14 protein-coding genes are annotated in these 18,165 nt (G+C 56.2%); 7 read left to right on the top strand and 7 right to left on the bottom strand.

Annotated elements, in window-relative coordinates:
• Positions 1–176: 176 nt before the first annotated feature.
• From DY926_RS01255 to DY926_RS01230, 6 genes are all read right to left on the bottom strand, one after another.
• Complete coding sequence (locus tag DY926_RS01255; protein WP_148707732.1) at positions 177–461, bottom strand: hypothetical protein; 285 nt, start codon at positions 459–461, stop codon at positions 177–179.
• On the bottom strand, positions 458–1,885 hold the full coding sequence (locus tag DY926_RS01250) for a PepSY-associated TM helix domain-containing protein (RefSeq protein ID WP_241502994.1): 1,428 nt from the start codon (positions 1,883–1,885) through the stop codon (positions 458–460). The genes DY926_RS01255 and DY926_RS01250 overlap by 4 nt, the downstream gene beginning before the upstream one ends.
• A gap of 20 nt (positions 1,886–1,905) precedes the next feature.
• A complete protein-coding gene (locus tag DY926_RS01245) occupies positions 1,906–2,208 on the bottom strand; it encodes a hypothetical protein (RefSeq protein WP_148707731.1) in 303 nt (100 codons plus the stop codon).
• Complete coding sequence (locus DY926_RS01240; RefSeq protein ID WP_116701714.1) at positions 2,192–4,390, bottom strand: TonB-dependent siderophore receptor; 2,199 nt, start codon at positions 4,388–4,390, stop codon at positions 2,192–2,194. Before DY926_RS01240 ends, DY926_RS01245 begins: the two co-directional genes overlap by 17 nt.
• A gap of 537 nt (positions 4,391–4,927) precedes the next feature.
• Positions 4,928–5,701: a hypothetical protein gene (locus DY926_RS01235; RefSeq protein ID WP_116701713.1), complete on the bottom strand. Its 774-nt coding sequence runs from the start codon at positions 5,699–5,701 to the stop codon at positions 4,928–4,930.
• 15 nt (positions 5,702–5,716) lie between these two features.
• Positions 5,717–6,286: a type 1 glutamine amidotransferase domain-containing protein gene (locus DY926_RS01230; RefSeq protein WP_116701735.1), complete on the bottom strand. Its 570-nt coding sequence runs from the start codon at positions 6,284–6,286 to the stop codon at positions 5,717–5,719.
• Positions 6,287–6,736: 450 nt separating this feature from the next.
• Between DY926_RS01230 and DY926_RS01225 the strand changes: the two genes are divergently transcribed.
• Together DY926_RS01225 and ppk2 are read left to right on the top strand one after the other, a co-directional pair.
• Positions 6,737–8,635, top strand: coding sequence for a HAMP domain-containing methyl-accepting chemotaxis protein (locus tag DY926_RS01225; protein ID WP_241502993.1), 1,899 nt, complete (start codon positions 6,737–6,739; stop codon positions 8,633–8,635).
• A gap of 118 nt (positions 8,636–8,753) precedes the next feature.
• Positions 8,754–9,665, top strand: a complete 912-nt coding sequence (gene ppk2, locus DY926_RS01220; protein WP_116701711.1) for a polyphosphate kinase 2 — start codon at positions 8,754–8,756, stop codon at positions 9,663–9,665.
• A 663-nt stretch (positions 9,666–10,328) separates the two neighbouring features.
• Here the strand turns inward: ppk2 and DY926_RS01215 are convergent.
• Positions 10,329–11,684 (bottom strand): inorganic phosphate transporter, encoded by a 1,356-nt coding sequence (locus tag DY926_RS01215; protein ID WP_116701710.1) that lies wholly within the window; start codon positions 11,682–11,684, stop codon positions 10,329–10,331.
• 902 nt (positions 11,685–12,586) lie between these two features.
• On the opposite strand from DY926_RS01215, the gene DY926_RS01210 reads away from it, so the two are divergent.
• The 5 genes from DY926_RS01210 to DY926_RS01190 all read left to right on the top strand — a co-directional run bounded on the left by DY926_RS01210 (position 12,587) and on the right by DY926_RS01190 (position 18,155).
• Positions 12,587–12,868: a hypothetical protein gene (locus DY926_RS01210; RefSeq protein WP_116701709.1), complete on the top strand. Its 282-nt coding sequence runs from the start codon at positions 12,587–12,589 to the stop codon at positions 12,866–12,868.
• Between the two features lie 121 nt (positions 12,869–12,989).
• Complete coding sequence (locus DY926_RS01205; RefSeq protein ID WP_116701708.1) at positions 12,990–13,493, top strand: YciE/YciF ferroxidase family protein; 504 nt, start codon at positions 12,990–12,992, stop codon at positions 13,491–13,493.
• 967 nt (positions 13,494–14,460) lie between these two features.
• Positions 14,461–15,699, top strand: a complete 1,239-nt coding sequence (locus tag DY926_RS01200; protein ID WP_116701707.1) for an acyltransferase family protein — start codon at positions 14,461–14,463, stop codon at positions 15,697–15,699.
• Positions 15,700–15,786: 87 nt separating this feature from the next.
• The gene (locus DY926_RS01195) at positions 15,787–17,157 is read left to right on the top strand and encodes a sensor histidine kinase (RefSeq protein ID WP_116701734.1); all 1,371 of its coding nucleotides are present in this window, start codon (positions 15,787–15,789) and stop codon (positions 17,155–17,157) included.
• Positions 17,157–18,155, top strand: a complete 999-nt coding sequence (locus DY926_RS01190; RefSeq protein WP_116701706.1) for an NADH-quinone oxidoreductase subunit B family protein — start codon at positions 17,157–17,159, stop codon at positions 18,153–18,155. The genes DY926_RS01195 and DY926_RS01190 overlap by 1 nt, the downstream gene beginning before the upstream one ends.
• The last annotated feature ends 10 nt before the right edge of the window (positions 18,156–18,165 follow it).

The following is an 18,165-nucleotide window of genomic DNA, read 5'->3' as shown; positions in this document are numbered from 1 at the left end:
ACTGTTTGAAAATCCAATTCACGGAACATACTATAATAATAAGAAAGTTTTTGGTGAAGCTTTTTACAAAAAGCTTCAAGAGACGCTGCCTTTTTAAAAAAAAGGTAGCGTCCCAAAACTTTTATTTTTTATAAAATATTAATTTAACATTGAGGGTGATTTAATTAATTCAGTAATTATTTTATTTTCCTAATATTATCTATTGCTGTGCAGGTTAAGGCTGTCAGGACAATTTCGGCACTGACCACCCCAATCCAGTTGATGGTCGCGATAACCGGTGTTTTCACTGCCTGCATCTGAAGAAAAAAGCTCAGGCCAAGCAGTACGATTCCTGCCATCCGAAGGCAGAGACATACGCGGGGTGCGGCTGTCTTGCTCAAAAAGATGCCACTGCCCCGAACAGTTCCCATCGCCAATATCAGCATGGCACATTGGCCACATACAATAGCCGCACCCATCATGCCTGCCGTTCCAACCGCAATGTTGCATACCCGAAAGCCCCGGCCAGCCCCAAGGCAACAGCACCCGTACCGAATGTTACAGCATTTGCCCACGGCATGCTGAGCAGGGCAATGGTGAAACAGGCCAGTGCATTTGCAGCCAGAAGTTCCGGCCATGCACGCGCAGGGCGCCGGAAAAGGGCGAAGGCAAGCGTCAGCGCCCATACCATGAAAACGGATTGCACTTCATATCCGGCCCTGCCCGCCAGTGTGAGGGGAAAGGCCCGGTTGCCAAGGAAATAGGCGGAAAAGGCCAGGGGAGTTCCGGCCACGATACCAACATTCAGGCGGCAGACGATCAGGTGCCCGAGGTGAGGCCGCTGGCGCAGGCGCTTGATGGCCCACAGATGCATTCCGCTACCGATAACGGCAGCGAGGGCCATACCAGACAGGAAATAGAGAGCGCGTGTGATCGCTGGCGCAAAGCGCGCGACATGCAGGCCATAAAGGAATGTATAAAGCCCGATGACAGGTCGCGTTTCGGTATGCTCGTTCAGTACCTGTCCCGTTACCCCATCGAAGGTCATGATGTGCGCAGATGTGCTGACCGTCTGGTTGTTGCCGGAAATGAACGTGACAAGGGCAGCGCGATCAGATGGATTGAATACATAGATCTGTGCAATGCCTGCCCCCCTGAAATGCGCGTTCGCCACCTGAAACAGGGGGGAAATGGGCACAAGATGTCCCGGCTGCCCGCTGGCGGGACGGGAGTACAGGGCCGGGTTCAGTTCCGTATAGGATGCCATCCTGTCATGCTGATAGACGGCCTGCGTGCTCCACGGCAGCAGCAGGGATGCCAGCGTGACCGCACCCGTCAACGAAATCATGAGATGGAAAGGAAAGGCCGCAACCCCAAGCAGGTTATGGGCATCAAGCCAGCTTCTCTGGCCCTTATTTGGCCGGAACGTGAAAAAATCCGCAAAAATGCGCCGATGGATGATGATGCCCGTCACAAGGGCGACCACAAGCGCCAGAGCCGCGATGGCTGCAATCAGCCTGCCCCATGGATAGGGAAGCTGAAGCTCGAAGTGAAAACGGTAAAAGAACTCACCCCCGAATGTTTCGCGCATCCCGTCCGGACTACCGCTTTGCGGATCAAGGACGCGTTGAATGTATTTTCCCTGTGCGTCAGGCCATATGGCGGTCGCAAATGGCGCCTGTGGCGTAGGACAGGCCACGTACCATGCCGCTGCCGTACCGGCATGCTGGCCCAGCCAGTCAATGCCCCGGCTGCAGGCCTGCAGGGGATCAACCGGCTGATCGGCCAGTTCGGGGTGCATCCACCGGGTAATTTCCTGACGGAAAACACTCAGCGAACCCGACAGCGCAATAGCGAACAGCACCCAGCTGGTGATGAGTCCCAGCATGGTATGCAGCCACGCCATGGAAGCGCGAAACGACCCCTTCACGGCCGCCACCCGGCAGCAAACGCCATAAGGGCAAAGGCCGCCATGCAGGCGGCAACACCCAGCACAAGCCGCCGGAGACTGGAGACACCAAAGGCCGCAATGAACACGATGGGCCACAGCAGCAGGCCGGAAAGTGTTCCGGCCATGGCACTGTCCGCCCGTGACAGGGGAAGCCACAGGCTGATGCCGACCCCGCCAAGGGCAGCAAGGGCATACCCCCCGGGCAGGGCCACCAGCATGCGCAGAGCGACATTCAGCCGGGCCTGTCCGGCGGGAGGGATGTTACCAGGTAAAGCCAATGCTCGCCTGCGCATTCCGCCGCTCGCCATAATAGCACCATTCCTGATTGTAGGACGCGTAGCTCAGGCAGTTGGCGACATATTTCTTGTCAAACAGGTTGCGCGCGCTCGCAGCAATCGTCCATCCCCGCAGGTCGGGCGAAAGATGGGACAGGTCATAGCGCAGCGACGCATCAAATACGGCATATTGCGGCACCCAGACGCTGCCATAACTGGCCTCGCCGCCATAGGACTTGGCGGAGTAGCGCATGCCACCGCCAAAGCCCAGCCCCTTTGCTGCCCCCGATGGCAGGGTATAGAACGCAAACAGCGAAGCATTTCCCTTGCCTGACTGCATCAGGGGCTTGCCTGTCGAATCATCACGCACTTTCTGCACGCTTACTGCGGCGGTGATCATGAGGTTCTTGTATGGCTCGGCATGGGCTTCAAATTCAAAGCCGTCCGAATGGACCTTCCCGCTTTCTGTGCTGTAGCCCAGATTGCCAACGGCCACGAGCACGTTGGTCTGTTCGATATGGAAGCCCGCAGCCGTAAACAGCAGCGACGTGCCCGGAAGCTGGTATTTCAGGCCACCTTCAAGCTGCTTGCCAAGCGACGGATCAGCCTGGCGCTGTGTTTTGCCACCATCGCTGGATACAACACCCGACTGCGGCTGGAAGGAGGTCGAATAGCTGATATAGGGCGCAAGGCCAAAGTTGAAATGATACAGGGCCGATGCGCGCCACGTAATCTGGCGTGGATTTTCATGCGTGGATGTATTGTAGATATATTCGTTCTGCTGTGAACGGTACCAGTCATTACGCAGGCTGCCGGTCACGACCAGACCTTTCCAGCGCATTTCGTCCTGCGCGTACATGCCGATCTGGTGCGAATTGGTCCGGTAATTTACATAGGGGCTCATGGCCGGGATGGTCATGTGATAGTTTGGATGCAGCACATCCAGATCAGGTGCCTGACCGTAAAATCCCTGCTCCGATGCGCTCTGCTGCATGTAGTCAAAGCCGAACATCATTGTATGCTGCAGGGCGCCGGTGTGGACATGGCCCCTGAACTGGCTGTCAAAAGTCAGGTTGTGCGTGTGCTCGTTCGTGCCGAAAGCGGACCGGCTGAGCATGTCATCACTTGTGTAATAACCGTTGTTATACACGCTGCGATAGATGGTCCTGATGTCATCATACCGACCGCGACTGGTGAAACTCCAGTTATCATTGAAGCGGTGGTTGAAGATATAGGTAATCCCGCCCTGACGGCGGTTGAACTTTTCAAATGGTACGTCGCCGTCATAAAAATTCCGGGGCAGGTAGCCGTAAGATGCGCGCTTGAGTGACCCCACCAGCGGCTCGCCACCATAAGTGCCGTTTTCGGGGTCATACTGATAATTGCCCAGAAGTGTCAGCGTGGTTGGCCCATTCCCGCCAAAGGTAAAGGAGGGACTGATGGAAAAGCGTCGGCTGCCCGTCCGGCTCAACTGGGTATGCTGGCCGTTGACCGTGCCATACAGACGATAGCGGACCATGCCGTCTTTCGTCGCGTAGCCGCCCACATCGGCATCCACGCGGTAAAGGTCGAACATGCCGCCAGTCGTGTTGACGCCACCATAGAATTTCTGGTCAGTCGGTAACTTGCTGGACAGGGCAACAAGGCCACCGGGGCTGGACTGGCCATACAGCGCGGATGCCGGACCTTTCAGGATCTCGACCCGTTCCAGCCGGAATGTGTCAGTCTGTGCCGTGGCGTAGCCCGTCGGGCTGTCCTGCAGTTTCAGGCCATCAAGAAAGGTCGGGACCTTGAAGCCGCGCAGGTCGAACTGGTCATAACGCGTGCCTTCCCCGCCACGCAGGTCAGGGGTAATGCCTGCTGTATAGCGCACGGCCTGATTAAGGCTGAGAACCCCGCGAACATCCATTTCATTCCGGGTGACAACCGTAACCGACTGGGCAGTTTCGATCAGCGGTGTATCGGATTTCGTTGCCGAGGATGCAACGGTGCCCGGCCTGCGGGCATGGACTTCCAGCTTTTCAGCATGCACGGCGTTTGCGTCGGGCTGGGTCGTTGCCTGATCCGTGTGCGATGTCCGGGCGGGAGGGGGATGGCCTGATTTCTCGACCAGATCCGCCGCAAGGGCACTTTGCGTTACCAGAAGTGAAAGTGGAAAGACATAAAAACCCCTGCTGCGCTGCATACCTGACCTCGTTAATGGTGTTTTCCGCCGAATGGACGGGGACCATTAACGCAACTGAGAATCACTTGCAATACATATCAAAATGTGTCTGTTGATGATTGCCGGACGGTGAGGCGGGTGTGCATGCCGCGCGACCATCGGACGGGATTGGTAACTTCCGGCATGCCTTCGACTGGAGAGACTTCGACCGAAGGTAAAAGGAAACAGGCGATAACATTTGAAGATCTACGGGTGAAATTAAGTCAGGAAATCGTGGATGAACTGTCTTGATGGTCCGATACAAATGGTAGTAATGTATTGGCAATAGAAAATAATAAGAAAAAATAACGGCATATTTCTGAAATATACTGAACCACTCATCATTTGCGCAGGTATGATTAACTGAAACACCACACTGAATGAAAATCCGATGTGTCGTGTAAGGGTGTGTGTGGGATTAATCAGAATATCCGCTTTTATGCCTTGCTGTTGCAAAGCTGTGACCGGACAGAATAACCCGGCCACAGTATCAGTCTGTCATTCCAGCAGTGGACCAGCTCAGGTTTCTTGCGGGGTTGGCGGGACCAGTCGGCCGGGATTGACTTTCCAGTCGCGTAGGGCTTCCTCGAAATAGGGCAGAACCTCGAACACGGCCATGGTGCCCAGCGCGCCGAATGCGTAAGGCAGGCCCAGCGGTACGCGCTTAAACCTGATCGGGCGGGACGGGATTACCTTACGCCCCAGCAGGGCCTGCAACTGCGGCCAGTGCAATACGGAAATCAGCGATACCGCCAGCAGGGGGACCATCTCTAAAAAGCTATGGACATGCTGCTCCACCGGCTGGACCTCCCGGCGGGTAACTGCGTAGCTTACATCCCACATGGCCGTTGCTTCATGCACGAAAAACGATGCGATCATCAGGGAGAGCACCGGCGCGTCAATTTCCAGAAACAGTCCCGCCATAACAGGAAAAGCCGCTTCGCCCAGCATGAGCAGGTGAATACCGGTTTCCTTCATGCCCGTGGTGTGTTCGATATCCGTGCGTCGGTGGCACCACCAGTCGGTTAGGCCCGATGCCAGCCACAGCGGTATGACAAAATACTGGATCATCCTGCGTGCGACGCGTCGGGTCGTGTCGCTTTCATCCGGTTCGTAACCGGATGGTTCCGGCTGTATTGCATGTGCCGCAGGTTCTGAACTGGTCGTCGGGCTGTCACCCTGTTCCAGCCTGCGCCCGCGCCACCAGGCTACGAAACCGGCCCCCAATGTTACCACTGCGGTGCACAGCATGATTGAGCTATAATAGCGAAGGAAATTCGGGTTCTTCGTCATGTCCACAGTCCCGTGTCATTGCCCTGCGTGATGGGGTGCTGCGGCAAACAGGGCAACAATCGCGGGACAGAACGCCTTGAGATCATGCGGATTGCGGGATGTGACCAGGGTGCCATCAGTTACCACATCCTGATCCACCCAATGTGCGCCCGCATTGGTCAGGTCGGCACGGAGCGATGGCCACGATGTCATGGTGTGCCCGCGTACGCCATCGGCATCTATCAGGGTCCACGGGCCGTGGCAGATAGCGGCAATCGGCTTGTGGGCCTGAACGAATTCCCGCACGAAGCGCACGGCCTCGGCATCCATGCGCAGATGGTCGGGACTGGTGGTGCCACCGGGCAGGACAAGACCATCAAACTTCGCGGCATCCGCCTGCCCGACAGGTGTATCGACATGATAGCAGCGGGTCGGGTTTACATCTGCCTGCATGGCCTGGATCTCGCCGTTATGTGGCGAGACGAGGACCGTACGTGCCCCCGCCTTTTGCAGGGCGGCGACGGGTTCGGTCAGCTCCACTTCCTCAACGCCATCAGTGGCGAGTATGGCGATGGTGCGTCCCGCAAGGATGTCTTTATCCCCCATGGGGCGGGCGCCGGGTGTGGAGGGTGCATTCTGTCGCCCATCATTACGGACCGTGCTGCGTTCATGGTCTGCCATGACTGTTCTCCGTCTGCTGCAAGAGGCTGCGCAGGGCAGGCATTGCCCACGGCAGCCTGATCCTGACTTAACGATCTCATCGCACGGGTGTTCCCATGAATAACCGTGTGTTGCCTTGCTCCCATCGGGCGTCCTGTGATGGGGCGGAACAGGCGTGATCTGTATTGGCCTGATAGGCGGATAGACGGTGCGTCCCCGACATGGCAGGTGACATAAAACTTTAACATCTTTCCGCTAGGCCAAACTGCACAATACTACGTATTATGCTCGGTAAATTCTGCCCATGAATCAGAATTACATGACTGTGTCTTTTGGAAATATAATACTACATAGTATAAAAGGTGATGTTTGAGATCATTTAGTATTAAATTTTCCATGGGGCTTGTGCAGATCTGTATTGTGGCCGCCTGCATTACGGCTGGGGTCTGTTCAATCCGGGGTCTTGCCAGCGTTAATAACCACATAGACCAGATCAGCCATAAATCGCTGGCCAGCATCCAGGCCATTAGCACGATAGGGGAGCAGCTTCGGGCATTCCGCTCCACCGAAAGTGATCAGTTTGCTGCCACAACGCCCGAAGCCGTCACCGCGCTGGAAGCAATGATCGAACCGATCGCGCAGAGCGAGACCAGTGCTATCGAAAGCTATGCGCCGCTGGTCGGTTCCCATCAGGAAGAAGCGCTTTTCCATAATCTGCGTTCGGAATGGCAGAAATACCGCGCCAGCCATGCCGAAATATTTGCAAACCCGGCCCAGCCCACCAGTAGCACGGTGGGAACAGCCGCCAGTGCGCGACTTCTGGAGCAGCAGCAGGCCATGTCCGCCACGCTGTCATCCCTGACCACCATCAACACGGTGCGCGCCGGGTCTTACGCCCGGGCGGCGGAGAAAACCTACGGCATTACACTCCAGCGCGTTTACGGGGCCTATCTGGTGCTGTTCGTGGTTCTGGTGGCGTCCGTACTGGTCGTGTACTGTAATATTCTGCGTCCACTCAAAAGAATTAATGCCGCCATAAAGCAGCTTGCGGGCGGTGATACCACGCTTGCCTTTCCCTATGGCAGCAGGGGGGACGAGATTGGTGATATTTCGCGCTCGCTGGAAGTATTCCGCACGGCCACGATCCGCGCCGAAACCCTGCAGAAGGAAGCCGACCACCAGCGTGAACAGGCCGAAATCAGCCAGCGCGCCATTCAGGACAGGGCAAAGGCGGATGCCCGTGCCCACCTGAAACAGGCGACGGGCGGCATGGCCGATGCGCTCAGGCGTATGGTTGGGGGTGATCTTTCATTCCAGATTGAAACCCCGTTTTCCCCGGAATTCGAGCCGCTGCGCCGTGATTTTAATGAGGCGCTTATGCAACTGGCCGGTACATTTTCCGCCATGTCCGCCTCTGTCCATACAGTGGATGAGGGTATTCAGGAAATGGCGACAGGTGCCGAACACCTTGCCCGGCGCACGGCACAGGAATCAGCTTCGCTGGAACAGACGGCGGCGGCTGTGGCGGGCATTGCCAAAAGTGTCGCGCTATCGGCGCAGCGTTCGGATGCGGCGCGCCAGATTGGTATTACGGCACGCAAAACCGCATCGGATTCCGCCCGGATTACCGATGAGACCGCCAACGCCATGCAGCGGATCGAGGAAGGGGCGGGGCGTATCGTCTCGATCCTTGAAATGATTGATAGTATCGCCTTTCACACTACAATACTGGCCCTGAACGCCAGCGTGGAAGCTGCCCGCGCGGGCGAAGTCGGGCGAGGTTTTGCGGTGGTGGCGGGTGAAGTACGCTCCCTTGCCGAAAAAAGCACGCAGGCCGCCCGGGATATCCGCACGCTGGTTCTTGGCACTGCATCCGACATTCAGGAAGGGGCAAGCCGGGTGCGTGACAGTAGCGATGCGTTGCGTGTCATTGTGAAATTCATTTCCGATATGGGCGAGAACCTTGATGCGATCGCCCTCGCATCGCATGAGCAGTCCATAAGTCTGGATGAGATCAATACCGCCATCGCCTCCCTGGACGGGGCAACCCAGCAGAATGCCGCCGCAGCCGAACAGTTCAGCGCCACATCCAGAAGCATCGTGGGGGAAAGTCATAAACTCAATGCTCTGGTCGGACAGTTCCTGCTCCCTGATCCCGATCTGGTAGCGTACGAAGGCGCGCTGATTACCCATGCCACGGAGAGCCATCCGCCCGATCCGCAGTGGATGGCGGATATCAAGGCCGGTGCCTGGTCATCCAGGGCGGGGAATGAGCCGGGGGTAATGAGGGCATGACAGCCCGCCCGTCATGCCCACTGACCCACCATATGCCGGGGCAGGAAGCCCTTCTGTCGGATGGTTTCCATCGCTTCTGCCCGTCTAAGTCCGAACAGTAACAAGGATAGGTTACGTCATGACCGTCAACCCTGACATCACGAGATCACTATGGGAAAGAAATCGCCTGCGGGAGGAGGTTCTTGACGATATTGACGAAGAAATCGAACTGGAACTCGATGATGCGCGCCTAGGCTCTGAAAAGGATTATGATACAACCGACTTCAGAAAAACCTATTTCCGCGACCTGTTGTCCCTGCAGGGTGAACTGGTCAAACTGCAGGACTGGATAAAGGAGACCGGCCACCGTCTGGTCGTGATCTGTGAAGGCCGGGATGCGGCGGGAAAGGGGGGTGTGATCAAGCGCATCACCCAGCGCCTGAACCCCCGCATCTGCCGGGTTGCCGCCCTGCCTGCCCCCAATGACCGGGAGCGGACACAGTGGTATTTCCAGCGTTATGTCAGCCATCTGCCGGCTGCGGGTGAAATCGTGCTTTTTGACCGTAGCTGGTATAATCGTGCCGGTGTTGAACGTGTCATGAATTTCTGTACGGACGAAGAATATGAGGAGTTTTTCCGCTCCGTACCCGAATTTGAACGCATGCTGGTGCGCAGCGGCATCCAGATCATAAAATACTGGTTTTCCATTTCCGATGATGAACAGGAACTGCGTTTCCGCGCCCGTATGGAAGATCCGCTGAAGCAGTGGAAACTCAGCCCCATGGACCTGGAAAGCAGGCGGCGGTGGGAATCCTATACACTCGCCAAGGAAATCATGCTGGAGCGGTCAAACATTGAAGAGGCCCCCTGGTGGATTGTCCCTGCCGATAACAAGAAGAAAGCCCGGCTCAACTGCATAAGCCACCTTCTGTCACAGGTGCCTTATCAGGAAGTCGAGAAGCCTGAAGTCAGGTTGCCCGAACGGGTATTCAGTCCCGATTATATACGCCAGCCCGTGCCTGACAGCATGATCGTGCCTGAAAAATACTGAAACGAAAATCTGGGTTTATTTTATAATCGCCAGATCAATTTCATGAATGCCGCTTTTTGAAAAAGCGGCATTTTTTTTGATATCCAGAAATTTCCGTATGGTTTGCAGTATGCACTGCGGATAGACATTTATCTGCCGGACCGGATGTCAGGACAGTACAATCCTGCAGTATAATTTATTGAACCGGGCATAATGCCATTATCCTCCTTCTCAAAGCGTCACAATCGCAGATTATTGTGTGCCTGATGCGGTAGGGGAATAAGGTCTGCGTAGAGGGTTTATCCCCATCGCCGGATCAGTCATCCATGAAATTGCAGCAGATGGTTGTGACCGTACATCCATACCAGGAAAGTAAACGCATCAACCGTTTTTCTGTTTGATACGGCATGTCTTTAACAAGCAAAGCCTCATGCCGAGCACGTACGGTGCAATAATATTGGTGGCATACCAGTGCCTGCTTTGCAGGACGTGAGTCCCCGCCAGTTATTGGAATGAATGTAGGTAATACCCGGAGCAGGGCCATATCATCAAAGGGCGCAGCCTGCTCCGGACTGCTGAAATTGGTTGTCTCTATGAACATATCAGCGCCGTGGCGTCTGTTCCCGACGTCACGGCGCCATACAGCCAATCATAAGGCCGCCAATAGAACGGCCCTAGCGTGTCCTACCGGTTGAACAGATAGAACAGGCTGGCGGCCAGGGTGATGGTGACAGGCAACGTGCACACCCATGCCAGCGCTATCTTGACCAGCATGCCCCGGTTGATTCCTGACCCGGAGCCAAGCATGGTGCCCGCGATGCCTGCCGTAATGATATGCGTCGTGCTTACGGGCAGGCCGGTATAACCGGCCGTGGCGATCAGCCCCGCGCCCACCAGTTCAGCCGATGCGCCCTGTGCCGGGGTCAGGTGCGTATTGCCAATTTTTTCACCCAGCGTATGCACGATCCGCTTGTAACCGATCATGGTGCCGATACCAAGGCACAGCGCACTGAGCAGACGCACCCACCACGGCGCGTATTCCACCACCGGGCGCATCTGGTTGCCCAGTGTTTTGGCCATCGCACGCTCCTGCGCGGATGCCTGCGGGTTTGCGGCCACGGCTTTCAGCCCGGCCACGACCTCATACAGGTCGGCACGCAGTTCGGAAGGTACGACCGTATCCGGTGCCGTCTGGGACAGGCGCGTAACGGACGCCACGGCTTCATCACGCAGGCCATCATGGTCATATTGCATAATGAGCGGAGTGGCATTTGTCGCATATTCTGCAATATGGACAATGTGCGGCGCACTGTTGGGAGCCAGCGCGAAGGTCGCGGGCAGAATACCAATAATGGTCAGCATGATCAGGCCAATGCTTTTCTGCCCGTCATTGCTCCCGTGGGAAAAGCTGACACCTGTGCATGTCAGGATCAGCAGTCCGCGCACCCAGCCGCGTGTGGGCTTATCTCCCTGCGGGGGCTGGTACAGCTCCGGATCATGCACAAGATGCCGGATGACAAAATACAGCCCACCCGCGCCAATCAGGCCCAGCAGGGGCGAGATGGCAAGGGCGCGCAGGATCTTCCATATCTGGGACCAGTCAACACTGTTCCCCAGATCGCGGGTATGAAGCAGCGCATCCCCGATCGCTATGCCAATCAGTGCGCCGATCACGCAATGTGAACTGGAGTTCGGGATGCCGAACCACCATGTAAACAGGTTCCATGCGAGTGCCGTGCCGAACAGGGAGATCAGCATTGGCACCGCCGGGTCACCATTGGGTGGGGACAGCACATCGGCCGGCAGCAGTTCAACCAGACCGTATGCAACACTGATCCCGCCGAGGATGACCCCGACGAAATTCATGCACCCCGACCAGATCACGGCCGTACGGGGTTTAAGTGACCTGGTATAGATAACGGTGGCAACCGCATTTGCCGTATCGTGGAATCCGTTGACGAATTCAAACACGCATACGAGCGCGAAACACACGACAAGCGCGATGATCGAAAACGTGGAATAGGGCGCAAAGTGGAGCATATAACTGCACACATAAAGTTAATATTATTCACTTTGTAAATATTTTTAAAAATGGACGTAAGGTGTTGCGAATGATCTTCATATAATATTCATATTTATGGAATTTGGGTTCTGTTTCAAGGGGAACGTGTATGCGTGGGGATAGTTGGAAATATTACTTCCAGTTCACATCATGACCAGAATGTCTTTTATAAAAGGACATATGTACCAAACGGCTTATCTGTCCAGTCGCCCGCCAATTATGGATTGATCGGGAAACCTTCAACATCGACCACTTCAAGGTCAAAACTGGCTGTAATTGCTTGGGCACCATGCGCCGCAGGACAAAACCACCAGCGCAAAATCTGTGTTGTGGCTATCGAACTGCGCCAGCGTATTCTGGATATTGATGGTTTCAGGCATATCTGCACGGTTTGGGGGCCTTTGGGGCCAATCGCGTCTTGTCCATCCGACGCCTGACAGGAGGGAGCAGGACATGATCGGGGAGAAGACTGTTAGGTATTTCGACGTGGGACTTGTTATGACATGGGGGCGCAGGGCGGGAAAAGGAGACAGTCTCCATAAGCCCCAAAGGGTTGCTCATCTTCGGTCTATCCATGGGGATATCGTCAAAATTCGTCGATAAACCAGTGAATTACAGGCAGATTTTTGCCTAACGGCACGTGTTGCGTATATCTGGCTGCATGTGTGCCCGCACCATGAACGGAAACGTAATTACTGTTCATAAAAAAGTATTAACATGTAAAATGTGAAGAATATGCCTTGATTTGGTCTCTATGCGTTTTCCTTTTCTCAAAAAAACATAAATTTCCCCGCATCCTTGGAACCCCGTTCAGATCAGGCGGTTTGTCATGGGCGGTCGGATTGACGATCGTCACAGACCAGAACTGAGGAATTGAAAAATGGCAAATCAGGGCGGAAGCCATGAACAGCACGTCAAGGCCGGTGAGCAGAGCCACAAGAACACCGGCACATCGCAAAGCGGCAAAAGTGAGGGCGAGCATAGCACCGGCACCCGTGGCGGCACGCATGAACAGCACGTCAAGGCTGGCGAGCAGAGCCACAAGAACACCGGCGGCGCATCGCAAGGCGGCAAAAGTGAGGGCGAGCACAGCACCGGCACCCGTGGCGGCACGCATGAACAGCATGTCCGGGCGGGTGAACAGAGCCACAAGAACACCTGAATTCATATCTGGGGTATCGGCCATATTGCTGACATTCCCGGAAACTGAAGGCCACGATCGGTTTACCGACTGTCCCATGCCAATCAGGTAATGGGCGTCCTTTCGATAATGGAGAAAATCAATGGGCTTGTTTTCTCAACCGATAAAGACCCTTGATGACCTGTTCGTGCATACGCTTCAGGACATGTATTATGCCGAAAACCAGATCGTCAAGAACCTGCCAACCATGGCGGAAAAAGCTTCCGAACCGGCGCTAAAGGCCGCGTTCCAGAGCCACCTGACGGAAACGGAGGGGCAGGTGCGCAGGCTGGAACAGGTATTCCAGATGCATGGCCAGCCTGTCAAAGGCGTAACATGCCAGGCAATGGATGGAATACTTTCCGAAGCGAAGGATGTCATCAGCGATTGCGATGATCCGGAAGTCTGTGACGCCGCCATGCTCTCGGCCGCGCAGGCTGTCGAGCATTATGAGATCACCCGGTATGGCAGCCTTGTGGCCTATGCCACGCAGCTTGGTCGTGCTGATTGCGCCTCTCTCCTGAAGCAGACGCTTGAGGAGGAGAAAAATGCCGACCAGAAGCTGACGCGCATTGCCGAGGGATGCGTGAACCAGCACGCTGCCTGAAGCATTATGATGCTTATGGGCGCGTGGGGAGGGTAATCTCCCATTTTGTAGCAGGACCAAGGATAGAAAATCAGGCACGCTCCGGATAGCCCTGAACATATATGGCTCCATCCCATCGTGCCGGACGGTTCTGTTGCAGTATTAAATATAGCTACGGGGAAAACGGTATTCAGGCAGGTTCAGGCGCCGGGTTGCGTATGGAGTGCCCCATAATGGGGAAGCACATATAGTTGCCGTCATGGTCCTGACTTTTCTCGATGCCGACTGGATCGGGAGGCTTTATGTCTGGATCGACCGGTTGCTCGTAGGACAGGAATTTTGCGGGATGCTCCTGTTCTCTGCCCCGCGAGATGGGGCGGGGGCAGGGCATTCCACGGCGTTCGCGCCTGTGAAGCAGCAGGCCCGGTGATGGCTGAGGACAGGATATTGCCTGTTTTTCGGTATGCCGGGTTCTGTTAGATATTTGATCACGTTCAAGGGCTGGACAGCATGCAAGGCCCTGCCTGCTGTCTGTCCAGCACCATGGAATATGGATTTCCGTGAGGTCAGGCACAACCACGCTCACATGAGTGGGCGTGGTTGTTGCGTGAATTCTGGCAATTTTTGGAGTATGTTGCGATTTACGAACGAATCATGAATTAGGCTCTGTAACGCCGGATAGCGGATTTTCTGTAAATATTCCACATTTTTCAGAATTTATACCGATTAATGAAGGTAATTATTTATATAAATACTATTCTTGTCATAAATAGCAACAGATAACGACAAACATGATCGTATGCGCTCATGTCGCAATTCTGTGCTATGCGCATGCTTGGTAGCATATTTCTCAAGTAAATCCTACAAAAATAATGCCATCAGCTATTCCTCGGACTGACTGGACCATGAACCAGCCAATGACAACCGATGGCGTGGAAACTCTCACCGTAGCATATCGTTACAGGAACCGATACCTCATGCCGTGGCAATGACCCGGCTGGGTACAGTTCGTGTTTTTACTGTATTCTATGCTATAATTTCAAGTATTCAAAAATATATACCATATCTGAAATTTCTGCAGCATGGGCCGCCCCTGCTTTTCGATAAAGCACGCCTCCGTACATTTCGTTTCCAATTCAAAAAGAAAGTCAGATTCATGCCGAAACAGATATTCCATACAATAGATGGATTGCGTGGCATTGCTGCGATGGCTGTGGCAACGCTGCACATGCGCATACTCTTTCCGTCGGTCTGGTACCCACCGGGTGGGTACCTGGCTGTTGACCTGTTCTTCTGCCTGAGTGGATTTGTATTGGCAGAGGCCTATTCGGACCGGCTTGATGCCGGTTTTTCTTTGTCCGTTTTCATAAAAAAACGTATATTACGGTTATGGCCGCTTTACGCCCTGGGCCTGACAATTGGCGCCTTCATGGCCGTGCTGCGCATAATCTTTGGCTATGATTCCCCCGCCAGCCTGATCTCGTTCATTCCCGCACTTTTCTATATTCCGTGGAATGGCCCGCTGGGTGAACTCTATCCACTTAACTTTCCGGCATGGTCACTGCTCTACGAACTTGTGGTCAATATCCTCATGGTCATCATCTGGCCCAGACTTGATAACCGGATGCTGGTTAGCCTGATTGGCCTGTCAGGTGCCGGGCTGGTTGTCTCGGCATTTCTGTGGGGCTCGCTGAATGCCGGTTTTTCATGGGCCGGGTCAGGCGTGGCTACGGCGCGTGTCGGGTTTTCGTTCTTTCTGGGCATTCTACTGTGGCGCATGAAGCCGGTTCCCTCGCATCTTAGCGCATGGGTTCCGGCGTGTATGCTGGTCGTTGCCCTCATGGTGGACAATGCCGGTATTTCTCATGCCGTGACTGATCTGGTGAACGTGATGGTGGTGTTTCCCCTCATTGTCTGGCTTGGCGCGATAACCCGGCCCAGCGGTGCCAGCCTGCTGTTTTTTGAATCCATAGGGGCGGCGTCCTATGCATTATATACCGTCCACATGCCCATATTGCGGCTGCTTGCTATGTTCATAAGCAAGGTCATGCATATCCCGCTTGGCAATGTGCCTTATGTTCTCTGCCTTGCCATTCTGGCGTCCTTGCTCACGCTTGCATGGTTCCTGAACCGGCTGGATGTCATATTCAGGGCGCGGCTGAATGATTTCCTCAAAAGGGGAGTGAGCAGCCCGGTGGCGGATAGCGCGCCTGTCCTGCCGGGGTGAGGAGGCATGTTGTGCGAAAAACCTTGAAAATATGGTCCGGGTGGTGTCGATTCCTCCACGGCAGGGATGGGGGAGGATGTGATGACAATGGACGGTTTCATCCCGCCTGTTGAAAAAGCAGATGAAACGGTGCCCGTCACGGACAATGAACAGGTCTGGCTGAATGTCCTCCACAAGATGGACGAGACATGGGCCGAACTGATGGCGCAGCAGGTCGCGCTGGAACGCAAGAATGCCGAACTGGAAGATGCACACACCTTCATGGCCGGGGTGTTTGATGCAATGTCCGACATTCTGGTGGCGTGCGACACCACCCTGCGCGTGGTGCGTACCAACCAGGCGGCGGAGCGCCTCCTGCTTCCCGCCGCAGCGGCGGGAGCGCGCATGGGGTGGCTGAAGGACCTGATCCATCCTTCATCCCCCACCGCGGCCGAGGATGTGGCGGCGGCCATGGCGCGGCGGCAGCGGCTGGAGGATAGGGAGTTCGTCCTGTCAACCGTCAACGGGCCGCTTCCCTTCGCGGTCAATGGCGCGGCGCTGTATGACCGGCGGCGTCCATCGGGCATGGTGCTGGTCGCGCGCCCATTGGGGGAACTGCGCCGGGCCTATAGCGAACTGGACCGCGCGCACCAGCGCCTGAAGGAGGCGCAGACGCAGCTTGTGCAGGCGGAAAAAATGGCCTCGCTGGGCCGCCTTGTGGCGGGGGTAGCGCATGAACTCAACAATCCCATCTCCTTTGTCTATGGCAATGCCCATACGCTGCGGCGTTTTGCCAGCCGGCTTGAATCCTATCTTGGCGTCATCCACGCTTCCGCCTGTGCTGCCGAGTTTTCGCGCCAGCGTCATGACCTGCGCATTGATATGGTCATGTCCGAACTCAATGGCGCGCTGGGCGGCATTGTGGAGGGCGCGGAGCGGGTGCGCGATATTGTGGCGGACCTGCGGCGTTTTTCGTCTGGCGCGCATGCCCGGGGCGGGATATTCGATCTGGCGTCGGTCGCCCATACGGCGCAGGACTGGGTTCTGGCCGCAGGCGGCAGGCCCGTCGCGGTGACGATAGATATTGAGGGACCGCTGGAAATTGATGGTCATGCAGGGCAGATGCAGCAGGTCATGATGAACCTGGTGCAGAACGCCGTTGATGCGATGGAGGGGATCGAGACGCCGGTCCTGCACATCAGCGGGCGGCGGCAGGACGGGCGTGTCCTCCTGATGGTGCGGGATAATGGTCCGGGCATTGACCCGGAAATAGCCGGGCGCATTTTCGACCCGTTTTTCACGACCAAGCCGGTCGGCAAGGGGACAGGGCTGGGGCTTGCGATCAGCTACCGCATGGTAAGCGAGCACGGGGGCACCATAACCGCTGCGGCGCACCCCGATGGAGGCACGATAATGACGCTGGACCTGCCCGACTGCCCGCCCGCGCCATCCCGCCCCGAGGGGAGGGACGGCCTGTAATGTTCAATGTCATCTGGTTGCAGTCTGGCGGGTGTGGGGGATGCACCATGTCGCTGCTCTGCGCGGAATCCCCTGATCTGCTGACAACATTGCGCGGTGCCGGAATTGAACTGCTGTGGCACCCCAGCCTGTCGGAACGTACGGGGGCCGAAGCCCTTGAACTGTTCGAGGATGTTCTGGCCGGGCGCGTGGTGCTGGACGCGCTGTGTATGGAGGGCGCGGTACTGCGCGGGCCGGAGGGAACAGGGCGCTTCCATACACTGGCAGGCACCGATGTCGCGATGATTGAATGGGTGCGCCGCCTGTGCGGTGTGGCGCGGCATGTCGTGGCCGTGGGGTCATGCGCGGCCTATGGCGGGGTCACGGCGGCGGCCCCCAACATTCTTGATGCCTGTGGCCTGCAGTATGACGGGCAGTACCCCGGCGGCGCGCTGGGTGCGGGGTTCGTGGCGCGGGGCGGCCTGCCGGTCATCAACGTGGCGGGGTGTCCCACGCATCCTGACTGGGTGACGGAAACGCTGATGCTGCTGGCCCGGAACATGCTGGATACGGCAGCGCTGGATGATTTCCGGCGGCCACGTTTCTATGCCGACCAGCTTGTGCATCATGGCTGCACCCGCAACGAGTTCTATGAATACAAGGCCAGCGCCCGGCATCCGTCCGAACTGGGCTGCATGATGGAACATATGGGCTGTATCGGCACGCAGGCGCATGGTGACTGCAATACCAGATTGTGGAACGGCAGCGGGTCGTGCACCCGCGCGGGTTATGCCTGCATCAACTGCACCGACCCTGAATTCGAGGAGCCCGGCCATCCCTTCTGCCAGACACCCAAGATCGCGGGCATTCCCGTCGGCCTGCCCACGGACATGCCCAAGGCATGGTTCGTGGCGCTGTCATCCCTGGCAAAGGCGGCAACGCCCATGCGGCTGGCAAAGAACGCCGTCAGTGACCATCAGGTCGTCCCGCCTTCGTGCCATCCTTCCAAACGGCGCTAGGGCGGGCTTG

It is taken from the genome of Komagataeibacter melaceti, assembly GCF_003403295.1.
Classification (GTDB): Bacteria; Pseudomonadota; Alphaproteobacteria; order Acetobacterales; family Acetobacteraceae; genus Komagataeibacter; species Komagataeibacter melaceti.
The sequence above is the reverse complement of the archived record's forward strand: the minus strand, read 5'-3'. Positions and strand labels throughout refer to the sequence as shown.

Excerpts from the sequence above, each read along its gene's own strand:
- DY926_RS01255 (WP_148707732.1), bottom strand. The coding sequence starts at position 461 with ATGATGGGTGCGGCTATTGTATGTGGCCAATGTGCCATGCTGATATTG.
- DY926_RS01250 (WP_241502994.1), bottom strand. The coding sequence starts at position 1,885 with ATGGCGTGGCTGCATACCATGCTGGGACTCATCACCAGCTGGGTGCTG.
- DY926_RS01240 (WP_116701714.1), bottom strand. The coding sequence starts at position 4,390 with ATGCAGCGCAGCAGGGGTTTTTATGTCTTTCCACTTTCACTTCTGGTA.
- DY926_RS01235 (WP_116701713.1), bottom strand. The coding sequence starts at position 5,701 with ATGACGAAGAACCCGAATTTCCTTCGCTATTATAGCTCAATCATGCTG.
- DY926_RS01230 (WP_116701735.1), bottom strand. The coding sequence starts at position 6,286 with ATGGGGGATAAAGACATCCTTGCGGGACGCACCATCGCCATACTCGCC.
- DY926_RS01225 (WP_241502993.1), top strand. The coding sequence starts at position 6,737 with ATGGGGCTTGTGCAGATCTGTATTGTGGCCGCCTGCATTACGGCTGGG.
- ppk2 (WP_116701711.1), top strand. The coding sequence starts at position 8,754 with ATGACCGTCAACCCTGACATCACGAGATCACTATGGGAAAGAAATCGC.
- DY926_RS01215 (WP_116701710.1), bottom strand. The coding sequence starts at position 11,684 with ATGCTCCACTTTGCGCCCTATTCCACGTTTTCGATCATCGCGCTTGTC.
- DY926_RS01210 (WP_116701709.1), top strand. The coding sequence starts at position 12,587 with ATGGCAAATCAGGGCGGAAGCCATGAACAGCACGTCAAGGCCGGTGAG.
- DY926_RS01205 (WP_116701708.1), top strand. The coding sequence starts at position 12,990 with ATGGGCTTGTTTTCTCAACCGATAAAGACCCTTGATGACCTGTTCGTG.
- DY926_RS01200 (WP_116701707.1), top strand. The coding sequence starts at position 14,461 with ATGACCCGGCTGGGTACAGTTCGTGTTTTTACTGTATTCTATGCTATA.
- DY926_RS01195 (WP_116701734.1), top strand. The coding sequence starts at position 15,787 with ATGGACGGTTTCATCCCGCCTGTTGAAAAAGCAGATGAAACGGTGCCC.
- DY926_RS01190 (WP_116701706.1), top strand. The coding sequence starts at position 17,157 with ATGTTCAATGTCATCTGGTTGCAGTCTGGCGGGTGTGGGGGATGCACC.